The organism is Ferrimonas balearica, assembly GCF_019802085.1.
Taxonomy (GTDB): Bacteria; Pseudomonadota; Gammaproteobacteria; order Enterobacterales; family Shewanellaceae; genus Ferrimonas; species Ferrimonas balearica_B.
The window spans coordinates 116938-134027 of record NZ_JAHVHV010000005.1 but is presented as its reverse complement, the minus strand read 5'-3'; the positions used below and the strand labels follow the sequence as shown (position 1 = coordinate 134027).

Below are 17090 nucleotides of genomic sequence, written 5' to 3'. Positions count from 1 at the left end.
GCGAATACGCGAACTTTGGGTTGAACTTAGCGGTGCCGCCCCATCGTGGGCCGCACCGGGAAAAGGAGATCAACAGTGAGGGCACTCTGAGCCCATCAGCCCGCACTGGCCCGGCCAACCTGGAACACCGTCTCGATGCCCAAGCCTAGGACCTCAGGCCCTGGTGGTTAGCTTAGAGCACCTGAGCCGGGTGCAGTCGGCTGGCCTGCCAGGCCGGGTACCAGGTGGCCACCAGGGTCACCAAAAACGCCAGCAGGCTGACGCTGGCCACATCCTGGGCATGAAGCTGCGAGGGCAGGAAGTCGATAAAGTAGATGTCGCCGGACAGAAAGCGAATGCCAAAGAGCGACTCCAGGGCCGCCATCACCTCGGACAGTTTCCAGGCCAGCAAGGAGCCCAGCGCCGCCCCGATCACGCAGCCCAGCGCCCCGGTCACGACCCCCTGGACCATAAAGCTGGTCAGGATCCCCCGCTGGCTCATCCCCATGGTGCGCAGAATGGCGATCTCCGCCTGCTTGTCTCGCACCGACATCACCAGCGAACAGATGATATTGAAGCTGGCCACCGCCACCACCAGCACCAGCACCAGGTAGGTCAGGGTGCGAATCAGCTGGATGTCGCTGTAGAGGTGGCCCTGGGTGCGGGTCCAATCGGTCAGGTAGAGCGGGTGCAACTGGGCAAAGCCGATATTGCGGATAAGCTGGGGGGCGCCGAACAGGTCCTCGGCACGGATTCGCACGCCGCTGACCCCCTCCCCCAGCTGCGCCATCTCGGCGGCAGCCCCCAGGTTGGTGAAGGCCACGGTGCGGTCGATCTCCCCGCCCAGGTCAAACAGCCCCGAGACGGTCAGAAACTGGGTGCGGTAGCCGGCCAGCGGGCTGTTGCCCGCCTTGGGCAGCAGCAGACTGACCCTGTCCCCCACTTCGACCCCCAAGGCCTGGGCCAGGGCTTTGCCCAGCACCAGGTTGGGCTCGGGTTCGGCCAGGCTCTGCCAGGCGGCGTCACTCATGTAGCGGTGGGCGTCGGAAACGGACCGTTCCCACTCGGGCAGCACCCCGCGCAGGGCCACCGGTTTCATCACCTCGCCCCGCTGAAGCAGCCCCTCAATCAGGACAAAGGGGGCCGCCGCGGTCACCCCGGGTTCCGCCTCGGCGGCCTGCACCATGGCGGGCCAGTCGACGATGGGGGTGTCGATGGCGGTCATCTCGGCGTGGGGCACCACCGCCAGCAGCCGGTCTTTGAGCTCCCGCTCGAAGCCGTTCATGGCGGAGAGCACCAGGATCAGCACCGCCACCCCCAGCGCCACCCCCACCACGGAGGAGAGGCTGATAAAGGAGACGAAGCGGTTGTCGTTGCGGGCCCGCAGGAATCGCCAGCCGATCTGCCAGGGCAGCAGCCGCTTATCCGTGAGCATCGGCCCGCTCCCGCTCTTCCAGGTGGCCGGCTTTCATCTCCAGCTGGCGATCCAGCCGGGCCGCCAGCTCCCGGTCGTGGGTCACCACCACAAAAGCGGTGCCCTGCTCCACCGCCAGCTCTCGGATGAGGCCGTAGATCGCCTCGGCGGTGGCGGCGTCCAGGTTGCCGGTGGGCTCGTCCGCCAGCACCAGCGCCGGTCGGTTGGCCAGGGCGCGGGCGATGGCCACTCGCTGACGCTCGCCGCCGGACAGCTCGCTGGGCTTGTGGGTCAAACGCTCGGACAGCCCCACCCGGCCCAGCAGCTCCGACGCCCGGGACTGGGCCTCGGCGCGACTCTGGCCGGCGATCATCAGCGGCATCGCCACGTTCTCCAGGGCGGTGAACTCCGGCAGCAGATGGTGGAACTGGTAGACAAAGCCCAGATCCCGGTTGCGCACCCGGTTGCGCTGGGATTCCCCCAGCTTGGCCAGGTCCTGGCCCCGAAACAGCACCTCCCCTTCGGTGGGGTGGTCCAACGTGCCCAGCAGGTGCAGCAGGGTGCTCTTGCCGGAGCCGGAGCTGCCCACCACGGCCACCAGCTGGCCGGGATAGACCTCCAGGTTGAGATCGGTCAGGACCCGGGTCTGCTGCCGCCCCTCCTGGTACACCTTGCCCAGGTGACGACATTGCAGTAAGGGTTCACTCATAGCGCAGGACCTCCGCCGGGTTGACTTGGGATGCCCGCCAGGCGGGATAGAGGGTGGCCAGGAAACTCAGAGCCAGGGCGCCGCCGACCACCGCGGTAACCTGGGTGGGGTCGATGATCACCGGCAACGGCTGACCGGGGGGCAACAGCCAGATCCCCAGCAGCGACAGCACCGGCTCCAGGTGGTTGGCCAGGGCCAGGCCGATGGCCAGCCCCACCAGGGCCCCCAGGGCGGAGCTGCTCATCCCCTGAACCGAGAACACCCCCATGATCTGGCGCCGGGAGAGGCCCAGGGTCTTGAGGATGGCCACATCGGCGGTCTTGTCGGTAACCATCATCACCAGGGCGGAGACGATGTTGAACGCCGCCACGGCGATGATGAGCCCCAGCAGCAGCGACATCATCCGCTTCTCCATCTTCACCGCGGCAAACAGCTGGCCGTACTGGCTGCGCCAGTCGCTGATGGCCGGAGTTTCACCGAGGGCTTCAAAAATCTGGTCGGGCAGACGCTGGCCCAGGGCGGGGGCGTCGAAGGCGTCGTGCAGGTAGAGGCGCAGGTCCGGCTTCTGGCGCAGCAGGCGGCGGGCGTCGTCGATGTGCACCAGTGCCAGGGCCTTGTCCAGGTCCGAGCCCAGCTCAAACACCCCGCCCACCACGAACTGGCGCTGGCTCGGCAGCCGCCCCATGGGGGTGTAGCGGGCGCCCTGGGCGGTCATTACCCGCACGGTGTCGCCGGTAAAGACGTTGAGACGGCGGGCCAGCTGGCTGCCCAGCAGAATGCGGAATTCGCCCCCTTGCAGGTTATCCAGGCTGCCGTAGAGGAGGTGGTCGGTGACCACCGAGAGCTCCGCTTCGCGGGCCGGATCCATGCCCAGCAGCTGTACGCCGCCCAGTTCATGCCCCCGCTGCACCATGGCTTCGCTGGCCAGCATGGGCACCGCGCCCCGAACGCTGGGATCCGCGGTGACGATGGGCAGGAAGCGGTCGGCGTCCCCCTGTCCAGACTCGATCACCAGCTGCGGCACAGCGCCGAGGATCTGTCCCTTGAGGCGCCCCTCCAGGCCGTTCATCACCGAGCTGACGATGATGAGCGAGGCCACGCCCAGGGCGATGCCCAGGACGGAGAAGAGGGTGATAAAGGAGACGAAGCGGGTGTCCTTTCGTGCGCGCCAGTAGCGCAGCCCTACAAAGAGCGACAGAGAGGGCGAGGAGAAGGACATGGGACTTGCTTTGATATCAACATGATTTGGCCGATAATATCGAGAATTCGTCACCGCTTACAAGGGAAAACCATGTCCGACGCCGACCCGGGCTACTTCAGCGTCCCCAGCCAGTTTGATGCCCTGCTGGATCCCATCAGCGAGGCCCAGCTGTGGCTGCCGGAACCGGAGCTGGAGGCGGCGATGCCCAAGGCGTTTCGACTGATGGCCCAGGTCACGGACCTGGAGGGTCGCTGCCTGCCCCTGCTCAAGGGGATGGAACAGCACGCCAAGGCCCTGGCGGAATACCTCAGCCTTCAATCCCAGAAGATTGACCTGGTGCTGCAACAGCAGTTGGCCCAGGACCCCAACGCCGGATACCGGGCCGAAGGCCTGCAGTTCGGCGGCTCCGGGATCCGCGTCCGACTTGCCGAGCCCCTGCCCCAGGGTCAGGCCCTGGCCCTGCGGGTGTTCCTGGCGGATCAGCACGTGGCGGTGTTCGCCCACGGCGAGGTCAGCGACTGCCAGCCTCAGGGCCCGGGTTTCGAGCTGACCATCACCTTCACCGCCATCCGCGAGTCGGACCAGGATCGCCTGGTGCGTGCCAGTTTGATGGTGCAGCAGCGCCAACTGCGGGAGCGGGCCGAACGCCGCCGCGGCGCTGGCGAGGCTGAACCCCCTTCTTTAAAATGAATCTCAAACCGAATCGTCGTTGTTGTCCATGAGCCGATACTCCCCCCTGACGCCGCCCGCCGGCGGCCCTCAGAGCAAGCTGCGCCTGACCGGCCTGACCGGGGCCGCCAAGGCCCTGGCCACCCATGCCCTGGTGGCCCGCCACAGCGGCCTGACCGTGCTGCTGACCCAGGACACCCCCACCGCACTGCGCCTGGAGCAGGAGCTGCGCTACCTCTGTGGCGACGCCCTGCCGGTGCTGCTGTTCCCCGACCGGGAGACCCTGCCCTACGACAGCTTCTCCCCCCACCAGGACATCGTCTCCCAGCGCCTGGAGGCGCTGCACGCCCTGCCGGGCCTCAAGCGCGGCCTGCTGATCCTGCCGGTGCCCACCGCACTGACCCGGCTCTGCCCCGCCAGCTTTGTGGCCGGCAAGGTGGTGCGCTTCGAGCAGGGGCAGACCCTGGACATCGAGAAACTGCGTCAGGATCTGACCCGGGCCGGCTACCACCACGTGGAGCAGGTGCACGAGCACGGCGAGTACGCCATCCGCGGCGCCATCGTCGATCTCTTCCCCATGGGCAGCGACAGCCCGCTGCGGCTGGACCTGTTCGACGACGAGCTGGAGAGCATCCGCCCCTTCGACCCCGACAGCCAGCGCTCCGAGGGCACCCTGGCCTCGGTGCGCCTGCTGCCGGCCCGGGAGTTTCCCACCGATGAGGCGGGGATCGACACCTTCCGCGCCCGCTACCGCCAGCATTTCGAGCGGATCAGCAACGAGGCGGAATCGGTCTACCAGCAGGTAAGCAAGGGGATCCTGCCCGGCGGGGTGGAGAACTACCTGCCGCTGTTTTTCGAGCAGACCGCCACGGTGTTCGACTACCTGCCCAAGGACACCCAGCTGCTCACCGTGGGCGACATCCAGGGCGCCAGTGAGCACTACCTGAGCGACGCCGAAGCCCGCTACGAGAACCAGCGGGTGGACCCCCTGCGCCCCCTGCTGCCCCCCCAGGACCTGTTCCTGCGCACCGAGGAGCTGTTCAGCCACGTCAAGGCGCTGGGCCGGATTCAGCTGGAAGCCGGAGTTTCGGAGATCGCCAAGGCGCCCCAGGCGACGGTAGAGCCCATCACCGACATCGAGATCAATCACCAGCTCAAGACCCCCTTGGCGCCCCTGCAGGCCAAGCTGGCCCAGTGGCCCCGGGTGGTGTTCTCGGTGGAGTCCGAGGGACGTCGTGAGGCACTGCTGGAGCTGCTGCGCCCGGCGGGCCTCAAGCCCGACCCCCTGCCCCATCTGAATGACTTCCTCACCGGCGATGCCCCCATGGGCCTGATTGTCAGCCCCCTGGAGCGCTCCGTGCTGCTGGCCCAGGAGGGCGTGGCCATCGTCTGCGAGGAGGAGCTGCTGGGCAGCCGGGTGCGCCAACGCCGACGCAGCCGTCAGCGCCGGGGAGTCAGCTCCGAGTCGCTCATCCGCAACCTGGCGGAGCTCAAGGTGGGCCAGCCGGTGGTGCACCTCAAACATGGCATCGGTCGCTACCTGGGGCTGGAAACCCTGGAAGCCGGCGGGCTGGAGTCCGAATTTCTGATGCTGGAGTACGGCGGCGGCTCCAAGCTCTATGTGCCGGTCAACGCCCTGCACATGATCAGCCGCTACAGCGGAGCCGACGAAGAGAGCGTGACCCTCAACAAGCTCGGCTCCGAAGCCTGGGACAAGGCCCGGCGCAAGGCGGCCGAGAAGGTGCGCGATGTCGCCGCCGAGCTGCTGGACATCTACGCCCGCCGGGAAGCTAAGCCTGGCCACCGTTTTCCTTTGGACGAGCCGGAATATCAGCGGTTTTCCTCCGCCTTCCCCTTCGAGGAGACGGTGGACCAGGCGGCGGCCATCGGCGCGGTATTGCGGGACATGACCAAGGGCCAGGCGATGGACCGCCTGGTGTGCGGCGACGTGGGCTTCGGCAAGACCGAGGTGGCGATGCGCGCCGCCTTTGTCGCGGTGCACGGGGGTAAGCAGGTGGCGGTGCTGGTGCCCACCACCTTGCTGGCCCAGCAACACTACGAGAACTTCCGCGACCGCTTCGCCGACTGGCCGGTGCGGGTGGAGGTGATGAGTCGATTCCGTACCGCCGCAGAGCAGAAGAAGGTGCTGGCGCAGCTGGCCGAGGGCAAGATCGACATCCTTATCGGCACCCACAAGCTGCTGCAAAGCGACATCAACTTCCCGGACCTGGGCCTGTTGATTGTCGATGAGGAGCACCGCTTCGGCGTCCGCCAGAAGGACCGCATCAAGGCGCTGCGGGCGGAGGTGGACATCCTCACCCTCACCGCCACCCCCATCCCCCGGACCCTCAATATGGCGATGTCCGGCATGCGGGATCTCTCCATCATCGCCACCGCCCCCAAGCGCCGGCTGTCGGTGAAAACCTTTGTTCGGCCCCAGGAGGGGGCCCTGGTGCGCGAGGCCCTGATGCGGGAGATCCTGCGCGGCGGTCAGGTCTACTACCTGCACAACAGCGTGGAGACCATCCAGCAGTGCGCCGACGACCTGGCGGCCCTGGTGCCGGAGGCCCGAGTGGGGATCGCCCACGGCCAGATGCGGGAGCGGGAGCTGGAGCAGGTGATGAGCGATTTCCACCACGGCCGCTTCAACCTGCTGGTGTGCACCACCATCATCGAGACCGGCATCGACATCCCCAGCGCCAACACCATTCTGATTGAGCGGGCAGACAAGTTCGGCCTGGCCCAGCTGCACCAGCTGCGGGGCCGGGTGGGCCGCTCCCACCACCAGGCCTACGCCTACCTGCTGACCCCCGCCAAGAAGCTCACCAAGGACGCCGCCAAGCGCCTCGAAGCCATTGAGCAGCTGGAGGATCTGGGCGCTGGCTTTATGCTGGCCACCCAGGATCTGGAGATCCGCGGCGCCGGCGAGCTGCTGGGGGATGAGCAGAGCGGCCACATCAGCAAGATTGGCTTCAGCCTCTACATGGAGATGCTGGAGCAGACAGTCAACGCCCTCAAGTCGGGCAAGGAGCCGTCGCTGGACCAGATCCTCTCGGATCAGGCGGAGCTGGAGCTGCGCATTCCCGCGCTGCTGCCGGAGGCCTACATCCCCCACGTCAACACCCGGCTGGCCATCTACAAGCAGATCGCCTCCTGCGACAACGAGGAGGAGCTGCTGCAGGCCAAGGTGGAGCTGGTGGACCGTTTCGGCCGTCTGCCGGAGCCGGCGGAGCACCTGCTGGCCACCACCCGGTTGAAACTGCGGGCCACCACTTTGGGGGTGCGGCGCATCGAGGCCCACGCCAAAGGGGGCAGCTTCGAGTTCACCGAGCAGACTCCGGTGCAGGCCAGTACCCTGATTTCGTTACTGCAATCCTCGGCCGGTCGCCTTAAAATGGACGGACCGACCAAATTGCGCTTTTTCGATGACCTTGAGGCCCCCCAGGCTCGCCTGGACGCCGTCGCCGAGTGGCTGGACAAGCTGTCGGCGGATCTCAACCTGGAGGCTACCCTGCCGTGAAACCCTTGATGCCCCTGCTGGCCCTGCTCAGCGCCCTGACCGCCGCCCCGGCGCGATCGGAGGATCCCACCTGGTTCGAGGTGGAGGTGCTGGTGTTCAGCCGTCCAGACAACAGCGGTGAGATCTGGGATGCGGACCGGCGCCCGGTGAAGCTGGGCAACAGTCGTGATCTGCTGGGTCCGGTAATGATGCCGGACCTGTCCCAGTTCCAGGCGGCCCTGGCGGAGTGTGACGCCAGTGAGTGGCTACTGGACCCCCAGGGGTGCGAGAGCCGTCAGCAGCTGACCCCCAGCTTCCCCGACCGCCTGCCGGTGCAGGCCGCGGCGGAGACCGCCGGGGATCCCCTGGCCGGTGACCCCTTCCTGCTCACCGCCGAGCAACTGGAGTTTGGCGATGCCCGCCGCCAGATTGGCGCCAAGGGCGGCCACCAGATCCTGCTGCACACCGGTTGGCAGATGCCGGTGTACGGCCGCCGTCAGGCTCAACCGTTCCACCTCTACGGCGGCCGCAACTTCGGTGAGCGTTTCGACGCCGAGGGCCACCTGCACCCGCCGGAGGATGACCTGCTCTCCCAGTTCGACTTCTTCACCGGCTTCAGCCCCAGCAGCGGCGCTCAAGCGGACCCGGTGTGGGAGCTCAATGGCTGGCTGAGGATCTACCTGGATCACTTTCTCTTTATCGAGACCCGGCTGGATCTGCGCCAGGAGGGGAAGCGGGTGTGGAAAACCGAGTCCCTGGAACAGGACCCCGATGCCTTGACGGCGGACGTGGCTGTGGAAGAGGAGGCGGAGCCGTTCTTGCTGACCATTCCGCTGGAGCAAAACCGTCGGGTGCGCAGCCGGGAGATCCACTACTTTGATCATCCCCAGCTGGGTCTGGTGGTGCAGATCCGGCGCATGACGCAGCCGGAAGCGGTGGCGCCCGAGGCCGAAGTGACGCCCCAGGCAACACTCAATCCGTGATTTCGAAATCCAGGTAGAGATCGTCGCCGTCGTAGTCGCTGACCAGCACATCCATGACGGCGGCCTCCTGTGGCCCATGGTGAGCCCAGTCGATCAGCGCCTCCACAGCGTGGTCACCTCCCTGGGCCAGGATCTCCACCGAGCCGTCAGACAGGTTACGGACGTAACCGGTCACCCCCAGCCGCTTGGCCTCCTGCCGGGTGGACGCCCGAAACCAGACGCCCTGAACTTCACCGGTGACCCTCGCCAGGATTTTCTTCATTATTCACCCCTTTACCCCTGAAACAGGTTTCGCACTTTTCTCAGGCATAAGAATGTTTTAGCGAAAGGGCGCAGCGGCGTCCAGTGGAACCGGTAGCGGGAAGGAAAAAGAGGGGGAAAAAAGCAGCTAACGAAACCGCTGTTAGCTGCATCGGGCGACAAACGCAAAGGCGGTATGGCTCAGCGGGTGACACACACGCCCGCTCCCCTAGGGGTGCCATGGTGGATCGGAACAGGCCCAATCCATACGCCTGCGGAACCAAAGGTTACCGCCAGGCCACCCAAATGCAACCTTTACATAACCCCATTACCAAAAAACATGGAATGAAAGGGCTCACACGGTCAGATTTTGCGCACCACCGGAAGCGTCTTCCTGCTTGAAGGCCTTGAGTCGCTGCAGGTGGCCGCTGATGGACTTGAACTTGTGGCTCTGCTCCTCGTCCCACACCACCGAGTAGTAAGGGGCCAGGGTCTGCTCGATGCGACCGGTGTCCAGCACCTCATCCTGGCGGGCCAGCACCACCAGTGCCCGCCCCCGATTCTTATCGCGAAACTGGCTGACGCACTTGCTGCGGATGTCGGCGTACTCCTCCGGGCGGTCGATCTTGCCGGCCATGTTCTCCTCCGGCCAGAGGTTGGGGTTGAACATCGCCGCGCGGATGCCGCAGAGAAAACCCACCCGCTCAGCCCAGTAGCCTCCCAGGCCTACCCCGACAATGAGCGGCGCCGGGTCGTCCGACAGCTTGAGCTGTTTATCCACCTCCTTGAGCAGGTGCTGCATGTCGTGCTTGGGGTGCAGCGTGGAGTAGCTCAAAAAGCGCACATCCTCATCGATAAACTGCAACTGCATCACCTTCTCGTGATTGCCGGGGCTGGTGGCATCAAAGCCGTGCAGATAGATGATCACCGGTAGACTCCTTCTTGACTCGGTTGGATGGTTTTTTACTGAAACGCGCGCAGGCGCTCTGCCAGGGCCGCCGCCTGCTGCCATTCTAGGCTGGCCCTGAGGGAGGCCCAATCCGGGGCAGGACGCCCCCGCATTGCGCTCACCCGCGTCGGCACCTCGGGCCAGGGGGCCAGCACCTGGGCCACCGCCAGGGCCGCCTCGCCCTGGTTGCAGATAAGGGCGATGTCGCAGCCGGCGGTCAGGGCGGCGTGCACCCGTTTGAGGTAGTTCCCGGCGCCGGCGGCGCCGGCCATGCCCAGATCATCGGAAAAGATAAGGCCCGAATACCCCAAGCGCTCTCGCAACACTCCCTTGAGCCACACCTCGGAGTAACCGGCGGGCCGGTCATCCACCGCAGGATAGGTCACATGGGCGGGCATCACCGCCTCGAGCTGCGCTTTCAGCGCCACGAAGGGGCGCAGATCCTGGGCCTCGATGGCCGCCATGGGGCGGGAGTCCACCGGGGCCGCCAGGTGGGAGTCGGCCTCGACGCTGCCGTGACCGGGAAAGTGCTTGCCCACGCAGGCCATGCCGGCCCTGTGCATGCCGTCGATGTAGGCGCCCGCCAGCGCGGTCACCGACTCTGGCGTGGCGCCGAAGGCCCGCTCACCAATCACCTGGGAGATGCCGTTCAGATCCAGCACCGGCGCAAAACTGAAGTCGATGTCAAAGGCGCGCAGCTCACTGGCCATCAGCCAACCGAGCTGCTCCGCCCAGGCTTGGGCCTGAGACTGATCGCCCTCGGCCGCCCGCTCCAGCTGGGCCACCGCCGGCAGCAGGGTGAACCCTTCGCGAAAACGCTGCACCCGGCCCCCCTCGTGATCCACCGCCAGCAGCAGCTCCGGCCGGCGCGCACGCACCGCGGCCACCAGCTCAGAGAGCTGATCAAGGTGGGCAAAGTTGCGGGAAAAGAGGATGAGGCCGCCTACACTGTCACAATCGAGCAGGGCGCGGTCGAGTTCGGTGAGCTCCAGTCCAACCAGGTCGGCCATCAATGGACCCATGTTACTCTCCAAGGTAAAGAATTTCAGTCATCGGATTGGGTGTCTCCTGGCACCTAGTGTACCATCCGCCAAGACCAAGATGACCTGACAGGGAAGAAAGATGATCAGCGTTTTCGACATGTTCAGTATCGGCATCGGGCCCTCCAGCTCCCACACCGTGGGGCCGATGCGGGCCGCCAACCGTTTTATCGACGATCTGACCGAGCAGGAGCAGCTGAGCCAGATCACCGAGGTGCGGTGTGAACTGTTTGGCTCCCTGGGCCAGACCGGCAAGGGCCACGGCACCGGTAAGGCCGTGGTGCTGGGCCTTCTGGGGGAAGCCCCGGAGTCGGTGGACCCGGACCAAGTGCCCCATATGCTGGACAGCGTGGCCGAGCAGCAGGCGCTATTGCTGGGCGGCACCCGCACCGTGGCCTTCACCCGGGCCGACGGCATCACCTACCACAGACGCAAGTCCCTGCCCCAGCACGCCAATGCCATGACCCTGCACGCTTACGTGCGGGACACCCTGGTATACAGCCGAACCTACTTCTCCATCGGCGGCGGTTTCGTGCTGGATGAGGAGGAGATCGTCCAGAGCGACGCCATCAACCAGGTGACCCTGAGCCAGCCCTTCCCCTTTGACACCGCCCAGGAGCTGATGGACCAGTGCACCGAGCACGGCCTCTCCATCTCCAGCTTGATGATGGAGAACGAGTGTGCGGTGCGGGACCGGGAGACCGTGGTTCAAGGGCTGTGGCAGATCTGGCAAACCATGCGGGCCTGCGTCGAGCGGGGCTGTCGCAGCGAGGGGATCCTGGCCGGCGGCCTCAAGCTGCGCCGCCGTGCCCCGGCCCTCTTCCGTCGCCTGCACGCCGAGGGGCAGAACAACCGGGATCCCCTGAACGCCATGGACTGGGTCAACCTCTTCGCCCTGGCGGTGAACGAGGAAAATGCCGCCGGTGGTCGGGTGGTGACCGCCCCCACCAACGGCGCCGCCGGCATCATCCCTGCGGTGCTGTGCTACTACGACCGTTTTGTTCAGCCGGTGGATGAGGACACCTGCGCCCGCTACCTGCTGACCGCCGCCGCCATCGGCATCCTGTACAAGAAAAACGCCTCCATCTCCGGTGCCGAAGTGGGCTGCCAGGGCGAGGTGGGCGTGGCCTGCTCCATGGCCGCCGGGGCCCTGACCGAGATCCTCGGTGGCACCGTGGTCAACGTGGAAAACGCCGCCGAGATCGGCATGGAGCACAACCTGGGGCTGACGTGCGATCCGGTCGGTGGCCTGGTGCAAGTGCCCTGCATCGAGCGCAACGCCATGGGCGCGGTCAAGGCGATCAACGCCTCCCGCCTGGCCCTGAGAGGCGACGGCATGCACATGGTCTCCCTGGACAAGGTGATCAAGACCATGTGGGACACCGGCAAGGACATGCGCTCCAAGTACAAGGAAACCGCCAAAGGGGGCCTGGCGGTCAACATCGTCGAGTGTTGAGTGCACACGACCAACGCAAAACGCCCGGCCAATTGGCCGGGCGTTTTTGTTTGGCTTCGAGGCTCAGCGCATCGGCAGCTCGATGTCCTTGAACATGGCGTCGATCTGCGCCTGGTCCCTCAGGCTCAGGGCCTCCTCCACCCGCGGCCGGGTCAGGTGAGGGGCGAAGCGCTCCATAAAGTCGTACATGTAGGTGCGCAGGAAGCTGCCTTTTCGAAAGCCGATCTTGGTGGTATTGGGCTCAAACAGATGGGCGGCGTCCACCACCACCAGATCCTTACTGTCTTCCGGCTCCAGCGCCATGGTGGCCATCACCCCCACCCCCAACCCCATGCGCACGTAGCTTTTTAGCACATCGGCACTGGTGGCGGAGAACACCACCCGGGGTTCGCCATCCACGGTGGCAAAGGCTTTCTCCAGCGCGGAGCTGCGATTGAAGCCGAACACGTAGGTGACCAGGGGGTATTTCACCAGCTCCTCCAACCCCACCTTGCTGGCCTGGGCCAGGGGGTGGTCCTTGGGGAAGACGATGGAGCGGTTCCAGTGGTAGCAGGGCAGCATCACCAGGTCGTGGAACAGGTGCATCCCCTCGGTGGCGATGGCAAAGTCCGCGTCGCCGCGCACCGCCATCTCGCAGATCTGATCCGGGGTTGCCTGATGCATGTGGAGATTGACGTCGGGGTAGCGGTCGATAAAGCCCCGGATCACCGGTGGCAGGGCGTAGCGGGCCTGGGTGTGGGTGGTCGCGATGTTGAGATCGCCCCGGTCAGGTTGGGTGTACTCCTGGGCCGCCCGCTTGATCCCCTCCACCTTGCCAAGGATGTCGCTGGCGATGTCGATCACCTGCTGACCGGCGGGGGTCACGTGGGTCAGATGCTTGCCGCTGCGACCGAAGATCTGGATCCCCAGCTCATCCTCCAGCATGCGCACCTGCTTGGAGATCCCGGGCTGGGAGGTATAGAGACTCTCGGCGGTGGCGGAGACGTTGAGGTTGTTGTTCACCACCTCAACGATGTATCGCAGCTGCTGCAGCTTCATCGGGTTATTCCCTTTCCCTGAAATTCACTTAAGTTATAGGCCTACCCTTAAAAATAATCAAATCGGAATAAGTATATTCAGCCCATCCTGACCCTGGCGAGGGTGCAGCCCCAGGCGCATTGGTGTAGCATGTGTCAGGTTGGATTGATGCAGGATTATCAGTGGCTTTTAAGGCACTTTCTCCTTCTTGAGCCCAAGCCTCGGATGGCACCTCAAGGCCCGCGTTCTGCCCCGACCAAACCGCGAACTCGAACCAAAAACACAGGTTGAACCGACCATGTCCTTTACTCTCGTCATGCTGCTTCTCGGTGCCCTGTTACTGCTGGTGATTGGCATCAACCTCATCCAGCAACACAAGGAACAGGTGGAAAGTCTCAAGCGCCAGGAGATGGCCAAGCAACGCGCCATCATCGAGGAGAGCGAGCAGATCCTCTCCATGGCGGCGGTGCTGCCATTCACCTACATCCTGCTGACCACCCTGAACCAGCGGATCCTCGACGCCCTGGCCGCCGCCTTGCAGCTGGATCCGAAAAACGCCGATCTGGCCCGACGTCAGGCGGACATCCAGGCCCAATTAAGCAACCTGGCCAAGCAGACCGATCAGCCCAGCTCCCTGGACAGCTTTATGGTGCCCAGCAACGAGAAGCAGATCCTGGCGATGGTGCAGACCCTCAAACGCCTTAAGGCGGTGGTGCGCAACGAGCACAGCAAAAGCCGTCTGCCCCACGAGCGCTACGTCGAGGAGAACCACCGCATCGACCAGCTGCAGATGCGCATCAACAGCACCGTGCTCTACGAGCGGGCCCGCACCGCCATGCAGCTCGACCAACTCGGTTCCGCCAAACAGCTGCTCTCCAAGCTGGTGGCCACCCTCAACAGCCAGGCCAGCGCCGATCACCTGTTCCGCGACACCATGCTGGCCAAGGCCAACGAGCAGCTCGAGGCGATCGACTCCCAGCAGAAATCCAACCTGCACCAGGTGAGCGAAAAGCCCCAGAAGGACGACCTCGACCAGCTGTTCCAGCCGAAAAAGAAGTGGTAAGACAGCGGCCACGAAAAAAGGCAGCCATCCGGCTGCCTTTTTTTGTCAGAGCACGGCGCCCTGGGGCGCCTTAGGCTTATTTCTTGGCCTTGCTCTTCTTGGTCTGCTCTTCCACCCAGCGGCTGTTCTCGAAGCGGGCGATCCAGCCGGTGGCCTTGCCATTGACCTCGGACGCCACGTACTGCTCCTTGGTCTTGCGGCTGAACTTCACCACCGCCGGGTTGCCATCGGGATCCGCCTGGGGGGCCTCCGCCAGGTAGTAGAACTTGGGTGAGATGCGGTCCTTGAAGCGCTTGAGTTCGGCCACCTTGGGCGCCCGGGTCTCGCGGCTCTTGGGGAAGGTGCTGGCGGCCAGGAAGAGGCCGGCGGCGCCATCACGCAGCACGAAGTGGGCGTCGGATTTCTCACAGGGCAGCTCCGGCAACTGCACCGGATCTTCCTTCGGCGGCGCCACCTCGCCGCTCTTGAGCAGCTTGCGGGTGTTCTTACAGCCGGTTTCCTTGCTGTCGGTACAGGCAAAGTACTTGCCGAAGCGGCCGTTTTTCAGCTCCATGTCGCTGCCACAGCGGTCGCACTCGATCACCGGACCGTCGTAGCCCTTGATCTTGAAGGTGCCGGTTTCCACCTCGTAGCCATCGCACACCGGGTTGTTGCCGCACACGTGCAACTTGCGGGTCTCATCGATGAGGTAGCTGTCCATGGTGCTTTCGCACTTACTGCAGCGGCGCTTGGTGACCAGGGCCGCGGCTTCCTGATCGTCGGAGGTGATGGCTTCCGCCTCCTCCCCCGGGGTCAGGTTGATGGTGGTCTTGCAGCGCTCCTTGGGCGGCAGGGCATAGCCGCTGCAGCCGAGGAACACCCCGGTGGTGGCGGTACGGATCCCCATGGGCCGGCCACAGGTGGGGCAAGCGATGTCGGTCATCACCATCTGGTTGGCCCGCATGCCCCCCTCTTCCGGGGCCTGCTCCGCCAGGTTCAGCTGGTCGGTAAAGTCGGTGTAGAACTCGTCCAGCACCGATTTCCAGTCCAGCGTGCCCTGGGCGATCTTATCCAGGGTCTGCTCCATGTCGGCGGTGAAGTCGTAGTTGAGCAGGTGAGAGAAGTTCTCCACCAGGCGGTCGGTCACGATCTCCCCCATCTTTTCGGCGAAGAAACGGCGGTTTTCCACCCGCACGTAGCCCCGATCCTGGATGGTGGAGATGATGGCCGCGTAGGTGGAGGGACGGCCAATGCCGCGCTTCTCCAGCTCCTTCACCAGGGACGCCTCGTTGAAACGGGCCACCGGCTTGGTGAAGTGCTGCTTGGGATCCAGCGCCTTCATGGTCATGGCGTCGCCCACCTGCACCGCCGGCAAGGTGGCGTCCTCGTCGGACTTGCGGCCCGCAGGCGGCTGAACCCGGGTCCAGCCGTCGAACACCAGGATGCGGCCCTTGGCCTTGAGCTCGTACTCACCGGCGGTGGCGGTCACCGTGGTGGAGTCGTACTTGGCCGGCACCATCTGGCAGGCCACGAACTGGCGCCAGATCAGCTCATACAGACGCTGGGCGTCCCGCTCCATGGTGCTGAGGCTGGCGGCCTTGACGCCCACGTCGGAGGGTCGAATCGCTTCGTGCGCCTCCTGGGCTCCCTGCTTGGCACCGTACAAATTGGGCGCCTTGGGCAGGTAGTGCTCACCGTACTCGCTGGCGATAAAGCCCCGGGCACTCTCCACCGCCTCTTTGCTCAGGTTGGTGGAGTCGGTACGCATGTAGGTGATGTGGCCCGCTTCGTAGAGCCGCTGCGCCAGGGTCATGGTTTTCTTCACCCCGAAGCCCAGGCGGGTGCTGGCCGCCTGCTGCAGGGTGGAGGTGATAAAGGGCGCGGAGGGCTTGCTCTGACTGGGCTTGTCCTCACGACCGGTGATCTGATACTGGGCACCGGACAGCGCCGCCACAGCGGTGTCGGCATCCTGCTGATTGGCCATCTTGAGGGTGGCGCCACGGAACTTGGCCACCTGCATCCGCAGGGCGTCACCAGAAGCGCTGGTCAAGTCGGCGTGCAGGTCCCAAAACTCCTCCGGAACGAAGGCGCGGATCTCCCGCTCCCGCTCCACCACCAGTCGCACGGCCACGGACTGCACCCGGCCGGCGGAGAGGCCGCGAGCCAGCTTCTTCCACAGCAGGGGCGAGACCATAAAGCCCACCACCCGGTCCAGGAAGCGGCGGGCCTGCTGGGCGCTGACCTTGTCGTCGTTCAGGTGCAGCGGGTGGGAGAAGGCCTCCTGGATGGCGGTTTTGGTGATCTCATTGAACACCACGCGACGGTAGCGCTCCGGATCGCCGCCAATCACCTCCTGCAGGTGCCAGGCGATCGCCTCCCCCTCTCTATCCAAATCCGTTGCGAGGTAGACGGTGTCGGCTTTCTCGGCCAGGGTCTGCAGCTCCTTGACCACCTTTTCCTTACCCGGCAGCACCTGGTAGTTGGCGGCCCAGCCGTGCTCGGGGTCGATCCCCATGCGGCCGATCAGGCTCTGGTAGTCCCGCTCGCGCTTGTACGCGGCCTTGGTCTCCGGGTCCATCTTCCGGACCTCGGCGGGGCTTTTGGCCGGGGGAACCTTGGCGGTGCTCTGGCTGCCAGAGGTGGGCAGGTCACGGATGTGACCCACCGAGGACTTCACGACGAAGTCCTTGCCGAGATACTTGTTAATGGTTTTCGCCTTGGCTGGCGACTCCACAATTACCAGGGATTTGCCCATAGCGTCGGGATGAGACCTTTTATCAGCGGTGGAAGGGAATTGGCACCATATATAGTGGCAAGCCCCGGGAGATTCAACCCTGGGGACCATGTATGCCAAGCACTTAGACGATTTTTGTCCAGTTCAAAAATTTTTTG

General features: G+C 64.9%; 13 protein-coding genes. 5 read left to right on the top strand and 8 right to left on the bottom strand.

Going from position 1 to position 17090, the window contains the following annotated elements; translation table 11 throughout:
• Positions 1-172 precede the first annotated feature (172 nt).
• The 3 genes from lolE to KUV81_RS17350 are packed head-to-tail and all read right to left on the bottom strand — an operon-like array spanning position 173 to position 3321.
• Entirely contained in the window at positions 173-1414 is a 1242-nt protein-coding gene (lolE, locus tag KUV81_RS17360; protein ID WP_222545150.1) for a lipoprotein-releasing ABC transporter permease subunit LolE, read from the bottom strand.
• A complete protein-coding gene (gene lolD / locus KUV81_RS17355; protein ID WP_222545149.1) occupies positions 1401-2102 on the bottom strand; it encodes a lipoprotein-releasing ABC transporter ATP-binding protein LolD in 702 nt (233 codons plus the stop codon). Before lolD ends, lolE begins: the two co-directional genes overlap by 14 nt.
• Positions 2095-3321, bottom strand: a complete 1227-nt coding sequence (locus KUV81_RS17350; protein ID WP_222545148.1) for a lipoprotein-releasing ABC transporter permease subunit — start codon at positions 3319-3321, stop codon at positions 2095-2097. Before KUV81_RS17350 ends, lolD begins: the two co-directional genes overlap by 8 nt.
• Positions 3322-3393: 72 nt before the next feature.
• On the opposite strand from KUV81_RS17350, the gene KUV81_RS17345 reads away from it, so the two are divergent.
• Genes KUV81_RS17345 through KUV81_RS17335 form a run of 3 tightly spaced genes read left to right on the top strand, consistent with a single transcriptional unit; the run spans position 3394 to position 8454 of the window.
• The gene (locus KUV81_RS17345; protein WP_222545147.1) at positions 3394-3993 is read left to right on the top strand and encodes a PilZ domain-containing protein; all 600 of its coding nucleotides are present in this window, start codon (positions 3394-3396) and stop codon (positions 3991-3993) included.
• Positions 3994-4021: 28 nt separating this feature from the next.
• Positions 4022-7492 carry a transcription-repair coupling factor gene (gene mfd, locus KUV81_RS17340; RefSeq protein ID WP_222545146.1) on the top strand — a complete coding sequence of 1157 codons (3471 nt, stop codon included), beginning with the start codon at positions 4022-4024 and terminating at the stop codon, positions 7490-7492.
• Complete coding sequence (locus tag KUV81_RS17335; protein ID WP_222545145.1) at positions 7489-8454, top strand: CsiV family protein; 966 nt, start codon at positions 7489-7491, stop codon at positions 8452-8454. Before mfd ends, KUV81_RS17335 begins: the two co-directional genes overlap by 4 nt.
• Here KUV81_RS17335 and KUV81_RS17330 read toward each other — a convergent pair.
• From KUV81_RS17330 to nagZ, 3 genes are all read right to left on the bottom strand, one after another.
• The gene (locus tag KUV81_RS17330) at positions 8444-8716 is read right to left on the bottom strand and encodes an acylphosphatase (protein WP_222545144.1); all 273 of its coding nucleotides are present in this window, start codon (positions 8714-8716) and stop codon (positions 8444-8446) included. The two genes, KUV81_RS17335 and KUV81_RS17330, sit on opposite strands and share 11 nt — an antisense overlap.
• A gap of 333 nt (positions 8717-9049) precedes the next feature.
• A complete protein-coding gene (gene ycfP, locus KUV81_RS17325) occupies positions 9050-9622 on the bottom strand; it encodes an alpha/beta hydrolase YcfP (protein WP_222545143.1) in 573 nt (190 codons plus the stop codon).
• Positions 9623-9657: 35 nt separating this feature from the next.
• Positions 9658-10665: a beta-N-acetylhexosaminidase gene (gene nagZ, locus KUV81_RS17320; RefSeq protein ID WP_222545142.1), complete on the bottom strand. Its 1008-nt coding sequence runs from the start codon at positions 10663-10665 to the stop codon at positions 9658-9660.
• Between the two features lie 100 nt (positions 10666-10765).
• Between nagZ and KUV81_RS17315 the strand changes: the two genes are divergently transcribed.
• A complete protein-coding gene (locus tag KUV81_RS17315) occupies positions 10766-12139 on the top strand; it encodes an L-serine ammonia-lyase (RefSeq protein ID WP_222545141.1) in 1374 nt (457 codons plus the stop codon).
• Between the two features lie 63 nt (positions 12140-12202).
• On the opposite strand, the gene cysB is transcribed toward KUV81_RS17315, so the two are convergent.
• A complete protein-coding gene (cysB, locus tag KUV81_RS17310; protein WP_222545140.1) occupies positions 12203-13177 on the bottom strand; it encodes an HTH-type transcriptional regulator CysB in 975 nt (324 codons plus the stop codon).
• 277 nt (positions 13178-13454) lie between these two features.
• On the opposite strand from cysB, the gene KUV81_RS17305 reads away from it, so the two are divergent.
• A complete protein-coding gene (locus KUV81_RS17305) occupies positions 13455-14219 on the top strand; it encodes a hypothetical protein (protein WP_222545139.1) in 765 nt (254 codons plus the stop codon).
• A 76-nt stretch (positions 14220-14295) separates the two neighbouring features.
• Here the strand turns inward: KUV81_RS17305 and topA are convergent, their stop codons facing one another.
• Positions 14296-16953, bottom strand: a complete 2658-nt coding sequence (gene topA, locus KUV81_RS17300) for a type I DNA topoisomerase (RefSeq protein ID WP_222545138.1) — start codon at positions 16951-16953, stop codon at positions 14296-14298.
• Positions 16954-17090: the final 137 nt, after the last annotated feature.